Origin of the sequence: Phytopseudomonas seleniipraecipitans (genome assembly GCF_900102335.1) — a bacterium.
Taxonomy (GTDB): Bacteria; Pseudomonadota; Gammaproteobacteria; order Pseudomonadales; family Pseudomonadaceae; genus Aquipseudomonas; species Aquipseudomonas seleniipraecipitans.
The window spans coordinates 217,293-235,407 of record NZ_FNBM01000002.1; the positions used below are offsets into that span (position 1 = coordinate 217,293).

The window sequence follows — 18,115 nt, forward strand, 5'->3', positions numbered from 1 at the left end:
TCGAATGAATCAGGCCAAAGGGCCATTAAGCAGCGGCACGAAACGCACGGCGTCGAGTACATGCCGGGAGAAACCCTGTTCCTCGCGAATGATCAGTAACAGTTGCTGAACGTCACCTGTACCAACCGGGATAACCAGGCGACCGCCTGGGGCCAGCTGATCAAGCAACGCTTGCGGCACGTCCGATGCAGCTGCAGTCACGATGATGCCGTTGTAAGGCGCCAATGCCGGCCAGCCTTCCCAACCATCACCCCAGCGGAACACCACGTTGCGCAGGCTCAGTTTGACCAGACGTTCCTTCGCCCGTTCCTGTAATCCCTGGATACGTTCGACGGTAAATACCCGCTCTACCAATTGCGCCAGGATCGCCGTCTGGTAACCGGAGCCGGTGCCGATCTCCAGAACCTTGTCCAGCGGCCCCGCAGCGAGCAGCAGTTCGCTCATACGCGCGACCATATAAGGCTGCGAGATGGTCTGGTTGTGGCCGATGGGCAACGCGGTGTCTTCGTAGGCGCGGTGCGCGAGCGCTTCATCAACGAACAGATGGCGCGGCGTGCGGCGGATAACCTCAAGCACCTGGGCGTTTGACAGGCCTTCGTCATAAAGGCGCTGGATCAGGCGTTCACGGGTACGTTGCGAGGTCATGCCAATCCCGTGGCGGTCGTGCTCCCGGTTCATGCTATCAGCCCTTCGAGCCAGGGTTTAAGGCGATTGAGGCCATCCTGGTATGTGCGATCAAGTTGCAGCGGCGTGACCGATACGTAGCCTTGCATCACGGCGTGAAAGTCAGTGCCCTCGGCACCGTCCTCGATATCACCGGCCGCGGCAATCCAATAGCCTTCCTTGCCGCGTGGATTGACGACTTTCACCGGGGCCGCCGCGCGCGCGCGGTGGCCCAGGCGGGTCAACTGCACACCACGAATGTGCTCGAGCGGAAGATTGGGTACGTTGACGTTCAATACGGTACGAGGCGGCAAGTCCAGCTGTTCGTGCGCCTCTACCAGCTTGCGCGCGAAATAGGCGGCAGTCGGCAGGTTCTCGGCGGAACGCGAGAGCAGCGAGAAGGCGAATGCCGGGCGGGCCAGAAAGCGCCCTTCGAGGGCCGCAGCAACAGTGCCCGAGTAGAGCACGTCGTCGCCCAGGTTGGCGCCCAGATTGATGCCGGCAACGACCAGATCGGCGACTTCGACAAGCAAGCCATTGAGCCCGAGGTGCACACAATCGGTCGGAGTGCCATTGACGCTGATGTAGCCGTTGGCCAGCGTGCAGGGGTGCAGCGGCCGATCGAGCGTCAACGCACTGCTGGCACCGCTGCGATCGCCATCAGGTGCAATCACCGTGCAGTCGGCGTAATCGGCCAGCGCAGCATGCAACGCGGCGAGGCCGGGTGCGGCTACGCCGTCATCGTTAGAAATCAGAATACGCATGGGTTGTCCGTCTGCCCTACCGGCAACAGGTCGACGATTTCACGCACCAGTGCGGTGGCGAAACATCCAGCCGGCAGAACGAATTCCAGTTGCAGAATGTCAGGCTCGGGATAATGCCACGTCAAACCACTAATGGGGAGGCGCAGGATACGCCGTTCGTGCGCCAGGCCCGCTTCTGCCAACCAGATAGCCAGTTGCGCCTCACTATCGGCAACGCGCTGCTCCAACCCCTGGGTGGCGCCGCCTGCCGGCGACCCGCCGTCGCCCCAAAGCGGGCCGGTCGGATGAAGATCAAGAACTGCCAGGCGCGGGTCCTGGCATTCTGCCTCGCCAGCGGGGAAGAAGCTGCGGCTGTCGGTGAACGCCAGCAGATCGCCCGGCAGCGCCTGATTCCAGGTACCGGTGGCAACTCGCTCGGCGAGTACCCGATTGAAGATAAAGCTACGAGCGGCCGACAGCACCCGCGAGCGCACATTGCGTTTCTCTGGCAGCTCCTTGCGCTCGGCGAAATGCCGGGCATGAGCGACGTTACCGCCCTCGTAGCCGAAACGCTGGGCGCCGTAGTAATTGGGAATGCCCTGGGCGGCGATGCGTTGCAGCCGCTCATCCAGCTCCGCCCGATCAGCCTGCAACTGGGTCAGTCGCAGCGTGAAGCCATTAGCCGCATGAGCACCGCGCTGCAGTTTTCGCGAGTGGCGCACCTGCTTGAGGATGCTCAGGGTCTCATCCTGAGCTGCAGCCAGGTCGGGGTCGTTCTTGCCGGGCAGATGAATGCTGAACCACTGGCGGGTCAGCGCCTGCCGGTCCTTCAACCCCGCATAGCTGATCATCCGCACCGGCACGCCGGCAGCACGAGCCAGGCGCCGCGCAGCGTCTTCGGTATTCAACCCACGCTTCTCGACCCACAACCACAAGTGTTCACCGGCGCCGGACAATGCGATGTCCAGCACTTCATCGACCTGGAAGTCCTCGGCCGTGGCCTTGAGTGCAGCATGACCACAAGGTTCGCCATGGGCACGCGGGCCGAGCAATTCCACTTCAGTCATGCGCTGACCAGCAAGGCAACCGCGTGTACGGCAATACCTTCCTGACGGCCGACGAATCCCAGCTTCTCGGTGGTGGTGGCCTTGACGTTGACCTGATCAAGCTCGACCTGCAGGTCTTCGGCGATCAGGTGGCGCATGGCGTCAATGTGCGGGGCCATCTTCGGGGCCTGGGCCTCGATGGTGGCGTCGACGTTGCCGACTTTCCAGCCCTTGGCGTGGATCAAACCCAACACATGGCGCAGCAGCACCCGGCTGTCGGCACCTTTGAAATTCGGGTCGGTGTCTGGGAAGTGCTTGCCGATATCGCCGAGCGCGACGGCGCCAAGTAAAGCATCGGCCAAGGCGTGCAGCACCACGTCGCCATCAGAGTGGGCAATCAAACCGTTTGAGTGAGGAATGCGCACGCCGCCCAGGATGATGAAATCCCCTTCGCCGAACCGGTGCACATCGTAACCATGGCCAATCCGCATGAGCCGATGCCCTCGCAAAAAGGCCGATTCTACCCGAAAGCCGCGCGCTATTGCCGCTCACGGCACACGGATACATTGCACTGAAAGCAGAAGAGCGCCTACCGGCGCCCTTCTTTCCTCAGCTCAATGCCTGGGCATGATGGCGCAAGTGATCGTCGATAAAGCTGGCGATGAAGTAGTAGCTATGGTCGTAGCCCGGCTGCAGGCGCAAGGTCAGCGGATGGTTAGCCGCTTTGGCCGCTGCTTCCAACGCGTGAGGCTTGAGCTGCCCCTCCAGAAAGTCGTCACGGTCGCCCTGATCGACCAGAATCGGCAACTTCTCGCTGGCTTCGGCAATCAGCACGCTGGCATCCCACTCGCGCCAGCGCGAACGGTCGTCACCCAGGTAGTTGGAAAATGCCTTCTCACCCCACGGGCAGTTCAGCGGGTTAGTGATGGGCGAAAACGCAGAGACCGACGCGTAACGGCCCGGATTCTTCAGTGCACAGATCAGAGCGCCGTGGCCACCCATGGAATGACCGGCTATACCGCGCTTATCCGAGACCGGGAAATTCGCTTCGATCAACGCCGGCAGCTCCTGCACGACATAATCGTACATGCGGTAATGGCGGGCCCAGGGTTCTTGCGTCGCGTTGACGTAGAAGCCGGCGCCCAGGCCGAAATCATAGGCGCCATTGGCGTCGTCTGGCACGCCTTCGCCGCGCGGGCTGGTATCGGGTGCGACGATGATCAGCCCCAGCTCGGCTGCCATGCGCTGGGCGCCAGCCTTCTGCATGAAATTCTCATCGGTACAGGTCAGGCCGCTGAGCCAGTACAGCACCGGCAACTTGGCACCCTGTTCGGCCTGCGGTGGCAGGTAGACAGCGAACACCATGTCGCAGTTGAGGCTGGCGGAGCGATGCTTGTAGCGCTTTTGCCAGCCACCAAAGCTCTTGTTGCTGGAAACGATTTCCAAGGTCATGGCGAGTCCTCTCGAGTAGTAACCCACGCAATCTTCGCCTGCGTGGGTTACCCGCTCTTTAGAAGTGGATGACGGTGCGGATGCTCTTGCCTTCATGCATCAGGTCAAAGGCTTCGTTGATGTCATCCAGGCCCATGGTGTGGGTGATGAAGGTATCCAACGGGATCTCGCCGCTCTGCGATTTTTCCACATAGCTCGGCAGCTCGGTGCGCCCCTTGACGCCACCGAACGCCGAACCGCGCCAGACGCGCCCGGTCACCAGCTGGAACGGGCGGGTGCTGATTTCCTGGCCGGCACCGGCCACGCCGATGATCACGCTCTCGCCCCACCCCTTGTGCGCGCACTCAAGCGCAGCGCGCATCAGTTGCACGTTGCCGACGCACTCGAAGCTGTAATCCACGCCGCCATCGGTCAATTCGATGATTACGTCCTGGATCGGCTTGTCATAGTCCTTCGGATTGACGAAATCGGTCGCGCCCAGCTCACGGGCCACATCGAACTTGGCCGGATTGATGTCGACAGCAATGATGCGCGAGGCCTTGGCCATCTTCGCGCCGATGATCGCCGCCAGGCCAATACCGCCCAAGCCGAAGATCGCCACGGTGGCGCCCTCTTCCACCTTGGCGGTGTTGAGCACGGCACCGATGCCGGTGGTAACGCCGCAACCGAGCAGGCAGACCTTTTCCAGCGGCGCTTCTTTGGGGATTACCGCCAGGGAAACTTCCGGCAGAACGGTGTATTCGGAGAAGGTCGAGCAGCCCATGTAATGGTAGATCGGCTCGCCGTTGTAGCTGAAGCGCGAGGTGCCATCGGGCATCAGGCCCTTGCCCTGGGTGGCACGCACCGAGCTGCACAGGTTGGTCTTGCCGGACAGGCAGAATTTGCATGCGCGGCATTCCGCGGTGTACAGCGGAATCACATGATCGCCCACAGCCACAGACGTCACACCTTCGCCGATGGCTTCGACGATACCGCCACCCTCGTGACCGAGAATCGCCGGGAAGACACCCTCGGAATCAGCGCCGGACAGGGTGTAAGCATCCGTGTGGCAGACGCCGGTGGCGACGATGCGTACCAGCACTTCGCCCGCCTTCGGTGGTTCGACGTCGACCTCGACGATTTTCAGCGGCTCATTGGGTGCAAAAGCGACGGCAGCGCGAGATTTGATCATGTCCTGATTCCTCTGACGGATAGCAATGGGCAGAAAGTGTAGTAGAGCCATTCAGGGAAATAATCAGGCAGAATGCAAAACATTATTGCTCAAGCGGGACAATCACCGCTTTACCAACGCGCCGGGGAAACGACATGAACCGCTGGGAAGGGCTGGATGAGTTCGTCGCTGTCGCCGAGTGCGGTCAATTCACGGCCGCCGCCGAACGTCTGGGTCTGTCCTCGTCGCAGGTCAGCCGGCAGATTGCGCGCTTGGAAGAACGTCTGCACACGCGCCTGTTCTACCGCACCACGCGCAAGGTCGCACTGACCGAAGCGGGCCAGACATTCCTGCAACATTGCCAGCGCCTGCAGGACGCTCGCGAAGAAGCGCTCAATGCAATCGGCGATCTCGCCAGCGAGCCCAAAGGGCTACTGCGCATGACCTGTGCAGTTGCCTACGGCGAGCGTTTTATCGTGCCGCTGGTCACTGCGTTTGCAGCCCGGCATCCGCGGCTTTCCGTCGATATCGAGCTGAGCAACCGAACGCTGGATTTGGTGCAGGATGGTTTTGACATCGCCATTCGCCTCGGCCGCCTGCAGGATTCACGCATGCTGGCGACACGCCTGGCGCCGCGGCGCATGTACCTGTGCGCGTCACCCGACTACCTGCAGCGTTACGGCCGCCCGCACAGTCTGTCGGAACTGGCACGGCACAACTGCCTGGTTGGCAGCAGCGATACCTGGACGTTTCAGCTCGATGGCCGCGAAGCCTCGCAGCGCATTCAGGGCAACTGGCGCTGCAACAGCGGCCAGGCCGTGCTCGACGCAGCGCTGGGCGGGCTTGGCCTGTGTCAGTTGCCGGATTACTACGTGCTCGAACACTTGCGAAGCGGCGCTCTGGTGTCGCTGCTAGACAACCATCAACCGCCGAACACCGCGGTGTGGGCGCTCTATCCGCAGCAACGACACTTGTCGCCCAAAGTCAGGCAGTTGATCGACGCATTGCGCGACGGCCTGAGCCAGCGCAGTGAATATGTCTGAGCCGTTTCGGTGCAGCGCAGCGCTCACAGAATGTGACAACCGCCCGCGAACCTCTGCCGCCGTCAACTCGTCGTAATTTCTGAGGCCCTTGTCTGGGCCGTTGCAAACCCACCGGCACGAGGAAACCGTTATGCAGGTCATGGTCAACAGCGGAAAGCACGTCGACACCTCAATGGAGTTCAAGACCGACATTCGAGGCCGAGTCCACGATAAATTACAGCGCTATGAGGAGCACCTCACGCGCATAGAAATTCATCTTTCTGACGAAAACGCGCTCAAGAGCGGCGCACAGGACAAACGTTGCAAGATGGAAGCCCGCATGAAAGGCCGCGATCCCGTCACCGTTTCCTCGGATGCCAGCGAGATGCAGCAGGCCATCGACGGAGCGATGAACAAACTGACCAGTGTGCTGGATCGCAACCTCGGCAAGAATGCCGATAAATGGATTCACTAAGCAGCTGCCACTGACTGCGTGGAAGCGCTTGCCACGGCGCGAATCGATAGCCGCTTTAGTGGATGACTGAAGGCAATTGCGCCAATCCAGCGCATGCGGCGCCTGCACAGCGATATTGATGAGCCGTTAACTGCGGCCGCGCCATAGACGCTCCAGGTAATGCAGATCTTCCGGGCGGGTGACCTTGAGGTTGTCCGCCCGGCCTTCCACCAGGCGCGGGGCCTGGCCAGCCCATTCGATGGCTGAAGCCTCGTCAGTCACCGCAACGTCCGACACCAGCGCTTCGGCCAGTGCACGGTGTAAGGCGCCGAGGCGAAACATTTGCGGTGTATAGGCCTGCCAGATCACCGAACGGTCAATGGTTTCTCGTACGCGGCCGTCACTGCCGACACGCTTGAGGGTGTCGCGCGCAGGAACCGCGAGCAACCCGCCAACGGCATCGTCCGCCAGCTCCGCCAGGAGCAGGTCAAGGTCGGATTGATCAAGGTTGGGCCGTGCGGCGTCGTGCACCAGCACCCAATCCTGCTCATCGGCGCCTAACTCACCGAGACGCAGTAATGCATTGAGCACCGACTCGGCTCGCTCGGCGCCGCCGCCAGCAATGTAAATGCGCGCGTCACGGGCGCAACCGAGGTTTGGCCAGAACGGATCGTCCTCGGCCAGGCTGACCACCACGCCCAGCAGGCACGGGTGATCGAGAAAACAGTTAAGGGTGTGTTCGAGAATGCTCTTGCCGGCCAGCTGCAGATACTGCTTGGGCTTGTCGGCACGCATGCGGCTGCCGATGCCGGCGGCCGGAATCACCGCCCAGAAGGACGGCAGATCAGGGATATTCATTCAGCCAACTGATAAAGAGTTTCGCCATCCTTGACCATGCCCAGCTCATGTCGGGCGCGCTCTTCAACGGTCTCCATGCCTTTCTTCAGCTCCATGACTTCCGCTTCAAGAATGCGATTGCGCTCGAGCAGACGCTCGTTCTCGCCTTCCTGATCAGCGATTTGCTGCTGCAGATCGGTCACCTGTGCAAGGCTGCCTTCGCCGACCCACAGGCGATATTGCAGCCCTGCAAGGATCAGAACCAGAACAAGAAACAGCCAGTAGGGACTACGCATGGCGGGTGAGGCACTCGGATAAGAAAGGGTCGCTGCTGCGGACATGGGTCGATTCTCCCTGCGTCATCGGCATCCGACAAGACCGTGAAGTCGACTCGACAGCGCTCGATAGAGCCCGCATGGCGAGGTGATTGCCACCTCGCCGAGCGAACCTATCTTAGCCGCGGAACTCGCCGCGACCGCGATACGGCGCCTTGGCACCCAGCTGCTCTTCGATACGCAGCAGCTGGTTGTACTTGGAGACGCGATCGGAGCGGCACAGCGAACCGGTCTTGATCTGACCAGCGGCAGTACCCACAGCCAGATCGGCGATGGTGCTGTCTTCGGTTTCGCCCGAACGGTGCGAGATGACCGCGGTATAACCAGCTGCCTTGGCCATCTGGATGGCTTCCAGGGTTTCGGTCAAGGTGCCGATCTGGTTGAACTTGATCAGGATCGAGTTACCGATGCCCTTGTCGATGCCTTCCTTGAGGATCTTGGTGTTGGTCACGAACAGGTCGTCACCCACCAGCTGCACCTTGCTGCCGATCTTATCGGTGAGGATCTTCCAGCCCGCCCAGTCAGACTCGTCCAGGCCGTCTTCGATGGAGATGATCGGGAAACGCTCGGTCAGGCCTTTCAGGTACTCGGCGAACCCTTCAGCATCGAACGACTTGCCTTCGCCAGACAGGTTGTACTTGCCGTCCTCAAAGAACTCACTGGCTGCACAATCCAGCGCCAGGGTCACGTCGGTGCCCAGCTTGTAACCGGCGTTGGCAACGGCTTCGGCAATGGCCGACAGTGCGTCTTCGTTGGAGGCCAGGTTTGGTGCGAAACCACCCTCGTCACCGACGGCAGTGCTCAGACCACGGGCCTTCAGCACCGCTTTGAGGTGGTGGAATATCTCAGCACCAATGCGCAGGCCATCGGCGAAGTTCTTGGCGCCAACCGGCTGCACCATGAACTCCTGGATGTCGACGTTGTTGTCGGCATGCTCGCCGCCGTTGATGATGTTCATCATCGGCACAGGCATGGAGTACTGGCCCGGCGTGCCGTTGAGGTTGGCGATGTGCGCGTACAGCGGCAGATCCTGGTCCTGGGCAGCGGCCTTGGCGGCAGCCAGGGACACCGCGAGGATGGCGTTGGCGCCCAGGGTGGCTTTGTTCTCGGTGCCGTCCAGATCGATCATGATCTTATCCAGCGCCTTCTGGTCGACTGGGTCTTTGCCCAACAGAGCGTCACGGATCGGGCCGTTGATGTTGCTGACGGCCTTGAGAACGCCTTTGCCCAAGTAACGGCTCTTGTCGCCATCACGCAGTTCCAGCGCTTCGCGCGAACCGGTGGAAGCACCGGATGGCGCGCAGGCGCTGCCAACGATGCCATTGTCGAGGATTACGTCCGCTTCCACGGTGGGGTTGCCACGGGAGTCGAGAACCTCACGACCCTTGATGTCGACGATCTTTGCCATTCTTGTAAGCTCTCCAGAAATTGTCGAAAACGCACTGCAGTCGGCTGCTCGCGCCGGCGATCAATTACCCGCCGTGCTGACAGACAAACCCGGCCAAAGGGCCGGGCGGTAAAACAGATGATACGACCGAGACAACGCCGATCAGGCGGTTTCGATCGGATCCTGACTCTTGATCAGGTCATCCAGTTGCTTGAGCTGCGCGAGGAACGGCTCGAGCTTGTCCAGACGCAAGGCACACGGGCCATCGCACTTGGCATTTTCCGGGTCCGGGTGCGCTTCAAGGAACAAGCCTGCCAGCCCTTGACTCATGCCAGCCTTGGCCAGCTCGGTAACCTGAGCACGGCGCCCGCCGGCAGAGTCCGAACGGCCACCCGGCATCTGCAGGGCGTGGGTCACGTCGAAGAACACCGGATACTCGAAGGCCTTCATGATGCCGAAACCGAGCATGTCCACCACCAGGTTGTTGTACCCGAAGGAGGAGCCGCGCTCACACAGGATGAGCTGATCGTTCCCGGCTTCGACACACTTGGCGAGAATATGTTTCATCTCTTGCGGCGCCAGGAACTGCGCTTTCTTGATGTTGATCACCGCACCGGTCTTGGCCATCGCCACGACCAGATCGGTCTGCCGCGAGAGGAAAGCCGGCAGCTGGATGATGTCGCACACGTCCGCCACCGGCTGCGCCTGATGGGGTTCGTGCACATCAGTGATCACCGGCACGCCGAAGGTCTTCTTTACGTCTTCGAAGATCTTCATGCCCTCTTCCAGGCCGGGGCCACGGAAGGAGCTCACCGACGAACGGTTGGCCTTGTCGAAACTTGCCTTGAATACATACGGGATGCCGAGCTTCTCGGTAACTCGCACATATTCTTCACAGGTACGCAGCGCCAGGTCGCGCGACTCCAGCACGTTGATGCCGCCAAACAGCACGAACGGCTTGTCATTGGCGATATCGATCGCGCCAACGCGGATAGTCTTCTGAGCCATGGGTCAGGCCTTCTTCGCTTGGTGCGCCAGAGCGGCGTTGACGAAGCCACTGAACAGCGGGTGGCCGTCACGCGGCGTGGAGGTGAACTCGGGGTGGAACTGGCAAGCGACGAACCACGGATGGTCTGCGCTCTCGACCACTTCAACCAGCGCGCCGTCGCCGGAACGACCAGTGACCTTCAGGCCAGCGTCGATCAGCTGCGGCAGCAGGTTGTTGTTCACTTCGTAGCGATGGCGATGGCGCTCGACGATCACGTCCTTGCCGTAGCAGTCGTGCACCTTGGAGCCGGCCTGCAGTTGGCAATCCTGAGCGCCGAGGCGCATGGTGCCGCCGAGATCGGATGCTTCGGTACGCTGCTCGGTCGCGCCGGTCGCGTCCTGCCATTCGGTGATCAGACCGACCACCGGATGCTGGCTGGCAATGTCGAACTCGGTGGAGTTGGCGTCGCTCCAGCCCAGTACGTTACGGGCGAACTCGATGACCGCGACCTGCATGCCGAGGCAGATGCCCAGGTAAGGAATCTTGTTTTCGCGAGCGTACTGGACGGTCTTGATCTTGCCTTCCACACCGCGCAGACCAAAGCCGCCCGGTACCAGAATCGCGTCGACGCCCTGCAGCAGATCGGTGCCCTGATTCTCGATGTCTTCGGAATCGATGTAGCGCAGATTGACCTTGGTACGGTTGCTGATGCCGGCATGGCTCATCGCTTCGATCAGCGACTTGTAGGCGTCCAGCAGCTCCATGTACTTGCCGACCATGGCGATGTTGACTTCTTTTTCCGGGTTCAGCTTGGCGTCGACCACGCGCTCCCATTCCGACAGGTCGGCACCGCGGCACTCCAGACCGAAACGCTCGACGACAAAATCATCCAGGCCCTGCGCGTGCAGGATTCCCGGGATCTTGTAGATGGTGTCGGCATCTTCGAGGCCGATCACTGCGCGCTCTTCAACGTTGGTGAACTGAGCGATCTTGCGACGCGACGACAGGTCGATGGGGTGATCGGAACGGCACACCAGCACATCCGGCTGCAGACCGATGGAGCGCAGCTCCTTGACCGAATGCTGGGTCGGCTTGGTCTTGGTCTCGCCAGCGGTGGCGATATACGGCACCAGCGTCAGGTGCATCAGCATGGCGCGCTTGGCGCCCACTTCGAAACGCAGCTGGCGAATCGCTTCTAGGAACGGCTGGGACTCGATGTCACCGACCGTACCGCCGATTTCGACCATGGCCACGTCAGCATCTCCGGCACCTTTGATGATGCGGCGCTTGATCTCGTCGGTGATGTGCGGGATGACCTGAATGGTCGCGCCCAGGTAGTCACCACGGCGCTCTCTGCGCAGCACGTCCTCATAGACGCGACCGGTGGTGAAGTTGTTGTTCTGGGTCATCGTGGTGCGGATGAACCGCTCGTAGTGACCCAGATCCAGATCGGTCTCGGCGCCGTCATGGGTGACAAACACTTCACCGTGCTGGAACGGACTCATGGTGCCCGGATCGACGTTGATGTAGGGATCCAGTTTGAGCATCGTGACCTTCAGGCCCCGCGCCTCCAGGATGGCCGCCAAGGATGCCGAGGCGATGCCTTTCCCCAATGAAGAAACAACACCACCCGTGACGAATATGAAGCGCGTCATGAAAAACCCTAAGAAGTCAGCATAGGCGGTCAAGCCGCCGGGGAGCAGAGAAGGCCTTGGTTCACTCTAGCAAACATGGCGAACCATGCTGCCCAATAGCAAACATCCACCGCTTCCGAGAGAAGCAGCAAATACCTGAATAGAGACGGGAGGGCAGTCTACCGGAAACGTCCCGACTGGGGAAGAACGTGAAGCCGCGCGCGAGGTAAAAGCTGCTGAAAAACAGGCGCGAGCGGGTGTTCAGGTAACGACGATCTGCGGCTTTTGCAGTTACGATTCAACTACCGGAGGCAGCCAGCGAAGCGTGCCGCACCCCGGGCTGGCAAACAGATTGGCCACCGCCAGCGGCCGCCCGTCGCAAAGCAATATCGGCATACGGCCACGGATGAATTCCGGTACGCGGGCTTCCTGCAGCAGGCGCTTGAGATCACGCCGACCACGACCCGGCACTTCGATTATCTCGCCCCCCTCACGATAGCCGATGCTCAACTGTCCTGACGGCACGGCACCCTCCAGCCAGACCTGACCGTTGCCGGGCAACATCAGCGGCTCATCAGCCAGCGACCACGGCCTGGGCTGATTCGACCATGGCTCGCTCCATCGTGCATCCAGCCACAGCAGATGATGACCATGACGATGCAGCGCGCCGCTCTCCAGGCGCCAAAGGGGACTGGCATCAGCGCCGGCGTCTCGCAGGTCGACCCATCCCTGCCAGTGGCGACTGTCTGGCAGACGGGTGAGGCCAGCCAGCCAGTGGCGAAGCAGATTGCGCTGCCGCGCATCGGACAATTGCCGCAAAGGACGCAGGTCGAGACAGGGAATGCTCAGCCAGTCGAGATCCAGCTGGCCCTGCGCGCCCCGCAGATCGTGACCTGCCAACTCTTCCAGCAGCTCCTGCGCTTCGGCCTGATGCTGCGCCGCACGGGCGAGCACCTGCGGCGCCTTCGGCCAATGCGCTTGCAGGCGAGGCAGGATCTCCTGACGCAGAAAATTGCGCGCGAACCCGGTGTCACTATTCGAGGGGTCTTCCACCCAACGCAACCCATGAATGGCGGCGTAAGCCTCCAGCTCACGGCGCGACACATCCAGCAGCGGCCTTACCGCGTGGCCGGCTGCCAGCGGACGATGAGCGGCCATGGCGGCCAAACCGCGCACGCCCGCGCCACGCAACAAGCGGTAGAGAATGGTCTCGGCCTGATCATCCTGGTGCTGAGCCAGCAGCAGCACATCACCCGCCCCCAGCGAGGCAGCAAATGCCACGTAGCGCGCCTCGCGGGCGGCACGCTCCAGACTGGCACCCGCCGCGACCTGAACAGACTGAATACGCAACGGCACACCCAGCTCATCACACACACGCTGGCAATGCGCGGGCCACTCGGCAGCCGCAGCCTGCAGGCCGTGATCGACATAAATGGCGGAGATCGGCGGCAGTACCGTATGCCGAGAGGCCTGCACCAGCGCATGCAGCAGCACGGTCGAATCGAGCCCGCCAGAGAAAGCGACCTGCCACGCGGGCGCCCCACGCCAGGTATCGAGGCGCGCAAGCAGGATTGCTTGAAGAGGCATCTAGCGGATTAGCGGAGCAGCCCCGCAAGCACACGCATTACCCGAAGGGCAATCCGCATGCCTGCAGGGCAAGCCGGCATCAGGCGATACCGTAGCTCATCAGACGCTCGTAACGACGCGCCAGCAGCGCATCGGTGTCGAGCTTGCGCAGGTCGTCGAGCTGAGCGCTCAAGGTCTGGCGGATCGATTCAGCAGCAGCGGCCGGATCACGATGTGCGCCGCCCAACGGTTCGCCGATCACTTTATCGACGATGCCCAGCCCCTTCAGACGCTCGGCAGTGATGCCCATCGCTTCAGCGGCATCCGGGGCCTTCTCAGCAGTTTTCCAAAGGATCGACGCGCAGCCTTCCGGCGAGATCACTGCGTAGGTGGAGTACTGCAGCATGTTCAGGCTGTCGCACACGCCGATGGCCAGTGCACCGCCAGAACCGCCCTCGCCGATCACGGTCGCGATGATCGGCGTCTTCAGACGCGCCATGACGCGCAGGTTCCAGGCGATCGCTTCGCTCTGACCGCGCTCCTCGGCATCGATACCCGGATAGGCACCCGGCGTATCGATGAAGGTCAGGATCGGCATTTTGAAGCGCTCGGCCATCTCCATCAGGCGGCAGGCCTTGCGGTAACCTTCCGGACGCGGCATGCCGAAGTTGCGACGTACCTTCTCGCGGACTTCACGGCCCTTCTGGTGACCAATGACCATGGCCGGCTCGCCGTTCAGGCGGGCCACGCCACCGACGATGGCGGCGTCATCGGAGAAGTGACGATCACCGTGCAGCTCGTCGAACTCGGTGAAAATGTGCTGCAGGTAGTCCAGCGTATACGGGCGCTGCGGATGACGGGCGAGCCGGGCGATCTGCCAACTGGTCAGATTGCCGAAGATGCTCTCGGTCAGCGTGCTGCTTTTGTCCTGCAGGCGGGCAATTTCGTCGCCGATGTTCAGGGAGTTGTCGTTACCAACCAGACGAAGCTCTTCGATCTTGGCTTGCAGGTCGGCAATCGGCTGTTCGAAATCGAGATAATTCGGGTTCATAGGCATCCGTCATGCGTCGACGGCCACAGGGCCGGGGAGCGTGTATCCATTTGGCGCCTACCTTATAGGAACAGGCGCATTCAGGTCGACACCACAAAGCACTTCCGGCAGCGAATATGCCAGTAAATGCACGTTGGCACTCACTCGGCAGCCGAACCCTGGGGGCTCAGTCGCGCCAGCGGCGATGATGCAGTGTCACGGGCTTCGTGCAGGGCTTGGCCCTGCATTTCAGCACCGCAATTCTAGCGGTATTGCAGGAAGACGTTTTCTCGCCCGAACTGGTCACGCAAAGCTTGAATCAAGCTGTCGGCCGGATCAATCCGCCAGTCATCACCAAACTGCAGCAAGGCCTTGGCATCGGCACCGGTGTAATCCACGGTAATCGGGCAGGCGCCGCGATGACGGCGGCACAGCTCACCCAGCCAGCGTAGACGATCGCCTTTCAACGCGGTGGCCTGCACGCGCACCCGCAAGCTTTCGGCCAGGCCGGTGCGCGCCTCTTCCAGGCTCATGACCCGCTTGGCACGCAAGCGCATACCACCGGAGAAATCATCGTTGCTGACCTCCCCTTCCACCACCACCAGGGCATCGCTCTGCAGCAGCGCCTGGTTGCTGGAGAAGGCTTCGGCGAACAGCGAGGCCTCGATGCGCCCAGAGCGGTCGTCGAGGGTGATAAAGCCCATCTTGTCGCCCTTCTTGTTCTTCATCACCCGCAGGTTGACGATCAAGCCGGCCACTGTTTGCGTATCACGCGCCGGCTTGAGGTCAACGATGCGTTGACGGGCGAAGCGCCGCACCTCGCTTTCGTATTCGTCAATCGGGTGACCGGTCAGATACAGGCCCAGGGTGTCCTTCTCGCCCTTGAGCCGTTCCTTGAGCGACAGCTCCTTGGCGCGGTGATGGTTGGCATAAACATCTGCTTCGGGGCTGGCGAACACACCGCCAAACAGATCCATATGGCCGCTGTCATGGCTGCGCGCGGTCTGCTCGGCCGCCTGCACGGCCTCTTCCATCGCTGCCAGCAGCACGGCGCGGTTGCGGTCGATATTGGCTTGGTAGGCCTTGATCTCATCGTGAAAATGCGGCCCCAGGCGATCCAGTGCACCACTGCGGATCAATGCGTCCATGGTGCGCTTGTTGATGCGTTTGAGGTCGACACGCGAGCAGAAGTCGAACAGATCCTTGAACGGGCCGTCCTGACGTGCCTCGACAATGGCCTCGACAGGACCTTCACCGACGCCCTTGACCGCGCCCAAGCCATAAAGAATCCGCGGCACATTGTTCGCGTCATGACTGACCGTGAACTTGTACTCGGAGGCGTTCACATCCGGCGGATCGATGCGCAACTTCATGTTGCGGCATTCCTCGATGAGGATCACCACCTTGTCGGTATTGTGCATATCTGCCGACAGCACGGCTGCCATGAAAGGCGCGGGGTAATGCGCCTTCAGCCAGGCTGTCTGGTAGGAAACCAGACCATAGGCAGCCGAGTGAGACTTGTTGAAGCCGTAACCGGCGAATTTCTCCACCAGGTCGAAGATGTTGCCCGCCAGGTCTGCACTGATATTGTTGCTCGCACAGCCTTCGATGAAACCGCCGCGCTGCTTGGCCATTTCCTCGGGCTTTTTCTTACCCATGGCACGGCGCAACATGTCCGCCTGGCCGAGGGTATAACCGCCCATGACCTGGGCGATCTGCATCACCTGTTCCTGATAAAGGATGATCCCGTAGGTCGGCTTGAGTACCGGCTCCAGGCCTGCGTACTGATAATCCGGGTGCGGGTACGACAGCTCGGCACGGCCGTGCTTACGGTTGATGAAGTCGTCCACCATGCCGGACTGCAGCGGGCCGGGGCGGAACAGCGCCACGAGGGCGATCATGTCTTCCAGGCAGTCGGGCTTGAGCTTCTTGATCAGCTCTTTCATGCCGCGCGACTCAAGCTGGAAGACCGCGGTCGTCTCGGCTTTCTGCAACATCTGGTAGGTCGGTTTGTCATCCAGCGGAATGAAGTCGATGTTGACCAGATTTTCTTCCGGCTCGCCAGCTGCACGTTGGTCGCGGTGGATGGTCTCCAGCGCCCATTTGATGATGGTCAGTGTACGCAGGCCAAGGAAGTCGAACTTCACCAGGCCGGCCGACTCGACGTCGTCCTTGTCGAACTGGGTCACCAGGCCGGCGCCCTCTTCGTCACAGGCGATCGGCGAGAAGTCGGTGAGCTTGGTCGGCGCGATCACCACGCCCCCGGCGTGCTTGCCGGTACCGCGGACGATGCCTTCGAGCTTGAGGGACATGTCCCAGATCTCGGCGGCCTCTTCGTCGTTCTTGAGGAAGTCGCGCAGCGGCTCCTCCATTTCGAAGGCTTTTTCGAGGGTCATGCCGACTTCGAACGGAATCATCTTCGACAGGCGATCGGCCAGGCCGTAGGACTTGCCCTGCACCCGCGCGACGTCGCGCACCACCGCCTTGGCCGCCATCGAGCCGAAGGTGATGATCTGGCTTACCGCATTACGGCCGTACTTCTCGGCTACGTAATCGATCACCCGGTCACGGCCATCCATGCAGAAGTCGACGTCGAAGTCGGGCATGGATACACGTTCGGGGTTGAGGAAACGTTCGAACAGCAGATCGTAGGCCAAGGGATCGAGGTCGGTGATCTTCTGCACGTAGGCCACCAGCGAGCCGGCACCTGAACCACGACCTGGGCCGACAGGCACGCCGTTGCTCTTGGCCCACTGGATGAAGTCCATGACGATCAGGAAGTAACCGGGGAAGCCCATCTGGATGATGATATCGAGCTCGAAATTCAGACGGTCGATGTAGACCTGCTTCTTCGCCTCGTAGTCCGGCGTATCCTTGGGCAGCAGAACCTCGAGGCGCTCATCCAGGCCGTCGAACGAGACCTTGCGGAAATACTCATCGATGGTCATGCCTTCCGGCACCGGGAAGTCCGGCAGGAAGTACTTGCCCAGCGTTACCTCGATATTGCAACGCTTGGCGATCTCGACGGTGTTTTGCAGCGCGTCGGGCAGGTCGCTGAATAGCTCGGCCATTTCTTCCGGCGACTTCAGGTACTGCTGGTCGGAATAGATGCGTGGCCGGCGCGGGTCGTCGAGAATGCGGCTTTCGCCGATGCAGACACGGGTTTCGTGGGCTTCGAAGTCGCCCTGCTTCAAGAAACGCACATCGTTGGTGGCGACCAGCGGCGCGCCCAGCTTGTCGGCCAGGGCCACGGCGGCGTGCACATGTTCTTCATCGTTGACGCGACTGGTGCGCTGCACTTCCAGATAGAAACGCTCCGGGAATACCGCCTGCCATTCCCGCAGCAGCGCTTCGGCCTTGGCCTGCTCGCCATCGAGCAGCGCGTGCCCGATCTCACCTTCCTTGGCGCCGGACAGGGCGATCAAGCCTTCGCTGGCAGCCTTCACCCAGTCGCGCTGGATGATCACCAGATCATTGCTCTGCCCTTCACTCCAGCCGCGGGAAACCAGCTCGGTGAGGTTGCGATAGCCCTTGGGGTTCATCGCCAGCAGGGTCATGCGGCTCAGCGGGCCATCTTCGTAAGCGCTGGCGAGCCAGATATCGGCGCCGCAGATCGGCTTGATACCGGCGCCCATGGCGGCTTTGTAGAACTTCACCAATGAGCACATGTTGCTCATATCGGTGACCGCCACGGCAGGCATTGCCAAGCCGGCAACCGCCTTGACCAGCGGTTTGACGCGAACCAGGCCGTCGACCAGGGAGTATTCGGTGTGCAGGCGAAGATGAACGAACGAAACAGCCATGAAGA

16 protein-coding genes are annotated in these 18,115 nt (G+C 61.3%); 2 read left to right on the forward strand and 14 right to left on the reverse strand.

What is annotated here, in order from left to right; translation table 11 throughout:
• Positions 1–9 precede the first annotated feature (9 nt).
• From BLS60_RS05840 to BLS60_RS05865, 6 genes are all read right to left on the reverse strand, one after another.
• Positions 10–678, reverse strand: coding sequence for a protein-L-isoaspartate(D-aspartate) O-methyltransferase (locus BLS60_RS05840; protein ID WP_070882253.1), 669 nt, complete (start codon positions 676–678; stop codon positions 10–12).
• A complete protein-coding gene (gene surE / locus BLS60_RS05845; RefSeq protein WP_070882252.1) occupies positions 675–1,427 on the reverse strand; it encodes a 5'/3'-nucleotidase SurE in 753 nt (250 codons plus the stop codon). The genes BLS60_RS05840 and surE overlap by 4 nt, the downstream gene beginning before the upstream one ends.
• Positions 1,415–2,473 (reverse strand): tRNA pseudouridine(13) synthase TruD, encoded by a 1,059-nt coding sequence (truD, locus tag BLS60_RS05850; RefSeq protein WP_092365822.1) that lies wholly within the window; start codon positions 2,471–2,473, stop codon positions 1,415–1,417. The genes surE and truD overlap by 13 nt, the downstream gene beginning before the upstream one ends.
• A complete protein-coding gene (gene ispF / locus BLS60_RS05855; protein ID WP_092365825.1) occupies positions 2,470–2,943 on the reverse strand; it encodes a 2-C-methyl-D-erythritol 2,4-cyclodiphosphate synthase in 474 nt (157 codons plus the stop codon). The genes truD and ispF overlap by 4 nt, the downstream gene beginning before the upstream one ends.
• 118 nt (positions 2,944–3,061) lie before the next feature.
• Positions 3,062–3,904, reverse strand: a complete 843-nt coding sequence (gene fghA / locus BLS60_RS05860; RefSeq protein ID WP_092365828.1) for an S-formylglutathione hydrolase — start codon at positions 3,902–3,904, stop codon at positions 3,062–3,064.
• Between the two features lie 58 nt (positions 3,905–3,962).
• The gene (locus BLS60_RS05865) at positions 3,963–5,075 is read right to left on the reverse strand and encodes an S-(hydroxymethyl)glutathione dehydrogenase/class III alcohol dehydrogenase (protein ID WP_092365831.1); all 1,113 of its coding nucleotides are present in this window, start codon (positions 5,073–5,075) and stop codon (positions 3,963–3,965) included.
• A 134-nt stretch (positions 5,076–5,209) separates the two neighbouring features.
• Here BLS60_RS05865 and BLS60_RS05870 point away from each other — a divergent pair, with 134 nt between their 5' ends.
• Positions 5,210–6,097, forward strand: coding sequence for a LysR substrate-binding domain-containing protein (locus tag BLS60_RS05870; RefSeq protein WP_092365834.1), 888 nt, complete (start codon positions 5,210–5,212; stop codon positions 6,095–6,097).
• 130 nt (positions 6,098–6,227) lie between these two features.
• Positions 6,228–6,551: an HPF/RaiA family ribosome-associated protein gene (locus BLS60_RS05875; RefSeq protein ID WP_070882246.1), complete on the forward strand. Its 324-nt coding sequence runs from the start codon at positions 6,228–6,230 to the stop codon at positions 6,549–6,551.
• Between the two features lie 126 nt (positions 6,552–6,677).
• Here the strand turns inward: BLS60_RS05875 and ispD are convergent, their stop codons facing one another.
• The 8 genes from ispD to dnaE form a co-directional block, all read right to left on the reverse strand.
• The gene (ispD, locus tag BLS60_RS05880) at positions 6,678–7,388 is read right to left on the reverse strand and encodes a 2-C-methyl-D-erythritol 4-phosphate cytidylyltransferase (RefSeq protein ID WP_092365837.1); all 711 of its coding nucleotides are present in this window, start codon (positions 7,386–7,388) and stop codon (positions 6,678–6,680) included.
• Positions 7,385–7,663 (reverse strand): cell division protein FtsB, encoded by a 279-nt coding sequence (gene ftsB / locus BLS60_RS05885; RefSeq protein WP_070882244.1) that lies wholly within the window; start codon positions 7,661–7,663, stop codon positions 7,385–7,387. The genes ispD and ftsB overlap by 4 nt, the downstream gene beginning before the upstream one ends.
• Before the next feature lie 157 nt (positions 7,664–7,820).
• A complete protein-coding gene (eno, locus tag BLS60_RS05890; protein WP_070882243.1) occupies positions 7,821–9,110 on the reverse strand; it encodes a phosphopyruvate hydratase in 1,290 nt (429 codons plus the stop codon).
• A 141-nt stretch (positions 9,111–9,251) separates the two neighbouring features.
• Entirely contained in the window at positions 9,252–10,097 is an 846-nt protein-coding gene (gene kdsA, locus BLS60_RS05895) for a 3-deoxy-8-phosphooctulonate synthase (RefSeq protein ID WP_070882242.1), read from the reverse strand.
• Positions 10,098–10,100: 3 nt separating this feature from the next.
• The gene (locus BLS60_RS05900; RefSeq protein WP_070882336.1) at positions 10,101–11,732 is read right to left on the reverse strand and encodes a CTP synthase; all 1,632 of its coding nucleotides are present in this window, start codon (positions 11,730–11,732) and stop codon (positions 10,101–10,103) included.
• Between the two features lie 270 nt (positions 11,733–12,002).
• A complete protein-coding gene (tilS, locus tag BLS60_RS05905; RefSeq protein ID WP_092365840.1) occupies positions 12,003–13,298 on the reverse strand; it encodes a tRNA lysidine(34) synthetase TilS in 1,296 nt (431 codons plus the stop codon).
• A gap of 79 nt (positions 13,299–13,377) precedes the next feature.
• The gene (locus BLS60_RS05910; RefSeq protein ID WP_070882240.1) at positions 13,378–14,328 is read right to left on the reverse strand and encodes an acetyl-CoA carboxylase carboxyltransferase subunit alpha; all 951 of its coding nucleotides are present in this window, start codon (positions 14,326–14,328) and stop codon (positions 13,378–13,380) included.
• A 242-nt stretch (positions 14,329–14,570) separates the two neighbouring features.
• A complete protein-coding gene (dnaE, locus tag BLS60_RS05915; RefSeq protein WP_092365843.1) occupies positions 14,571–18,110 on the reverse strand; it encodes a DNA polymerase III subunit alpha in 3,540 nt (1,179 codons plus the stop codon).
• Positions 18,111–18,115: the final 5 nt, after the last annotated feature.

Coding starts and splice junctions, on each gene's coding strand:
- BLS60_RS05840 (WP_070882253.1), bottom strand. CDS start 678: ATGAACCGGGAGCACGACCGCCACGGGATTGGCATGACCTCGCAACGT.
- BLS60_RS05875 (WP_070882246.1), top strand. CDS start 6,228: ATGCAGGTCATGGTCAACAGCGGAAAGCACGTCGACACCTCAATGGAG.
- BLS60_RS05870 (WP_092365834.1), top strand. CDS start 5,210: ATGAACCGCTGGGAAGGGCTGGATGAGTTCGTCGCTGTCGCCGAGTGC.
- surE (WP_070882252.1), bottom strand. CDS start 1,427: ATGCGTATTCTGATTTCTAACGATGACGGCGTAGCCGCACCCGGCCTC.
- ftsB (WP_070882244.1), bottom strand. CDS start 7,663: ATGCGTAGTCCCTACTGGCTGTTTCTTGTTCTGGTTCTGATCCTTGCA.
- ispD (WP_092365837.1), bottom strand. CDS start 7,388: ATGAATATCCCTGATCTGCCGTCCTTCTGGGCGGTGATTCCGGCCGCC.
- kdsA (WP_070882242.1), bottom strand. CDS start 10,097: ATGGCTCAGAAGACTATCCGCGTTGGCGCGATCGATATCGCCAATGAC.
- BLS60_RS05910 (WP_070882240.1), bottom strand. CDS start 14,328: ATGAACCCGAATTATCTCGATTTCGAACAGCCGATTGCCGACCTGCAA.
- dnaE (WP_092365843.1), bottom strand. CDS start 18,110: ATGGCTGTTTCGTTCGTTCATCTTCGCCTGCACACCGAATACTCCCTG.
- BLS60_RS05900 (WP_070882336.1), bottom strand. CDS start 11,732: ATGACGCGCTTCATATTCGTCACGGGTGGTGTTGTTTCTTCATTGGGG.
- tilS (WP_092365840.1), bottom strand. CDS start 13,298: ATGCCTCTTCAAGCAATCCTGCTTGCGCGCCTCGATACCTGGCGTGGG.
- BLS60_RS05865 (WP_092365831.1), bottom strand. CDS start 5,075: ATGATCAAATCTCGCGCTGCCGTCGCTTTTGCACCCAATGAGCCGCTG.
- ispF (WP_092365825.1), bottom strand. CDS start 2,943: ATGCGGATTGGCCATGGTTACGATGTGCACCGGTTCGGCGAAGGGGAT.
- truD (WP_092365822.1), bottom strand. CDS start 2,473: ATGACTGAAGTGGAATTGCTCGGCCCGCGTGCCCATGGCGAACCTTGT.
- eno (WP_070882243.1), bottom strand. CDS start 9,110: ATGGCAAAGATCGTCGACATCAAGGGTCGTGAGGTTCTCGACTCCCGT.
- fghA (WP_092365828.1), bottom strand. CDS start 3,904: ATGACCTTGGAAATCGTTTCCAGCAACAAGAGCTTTGGTGGCTGGCAA.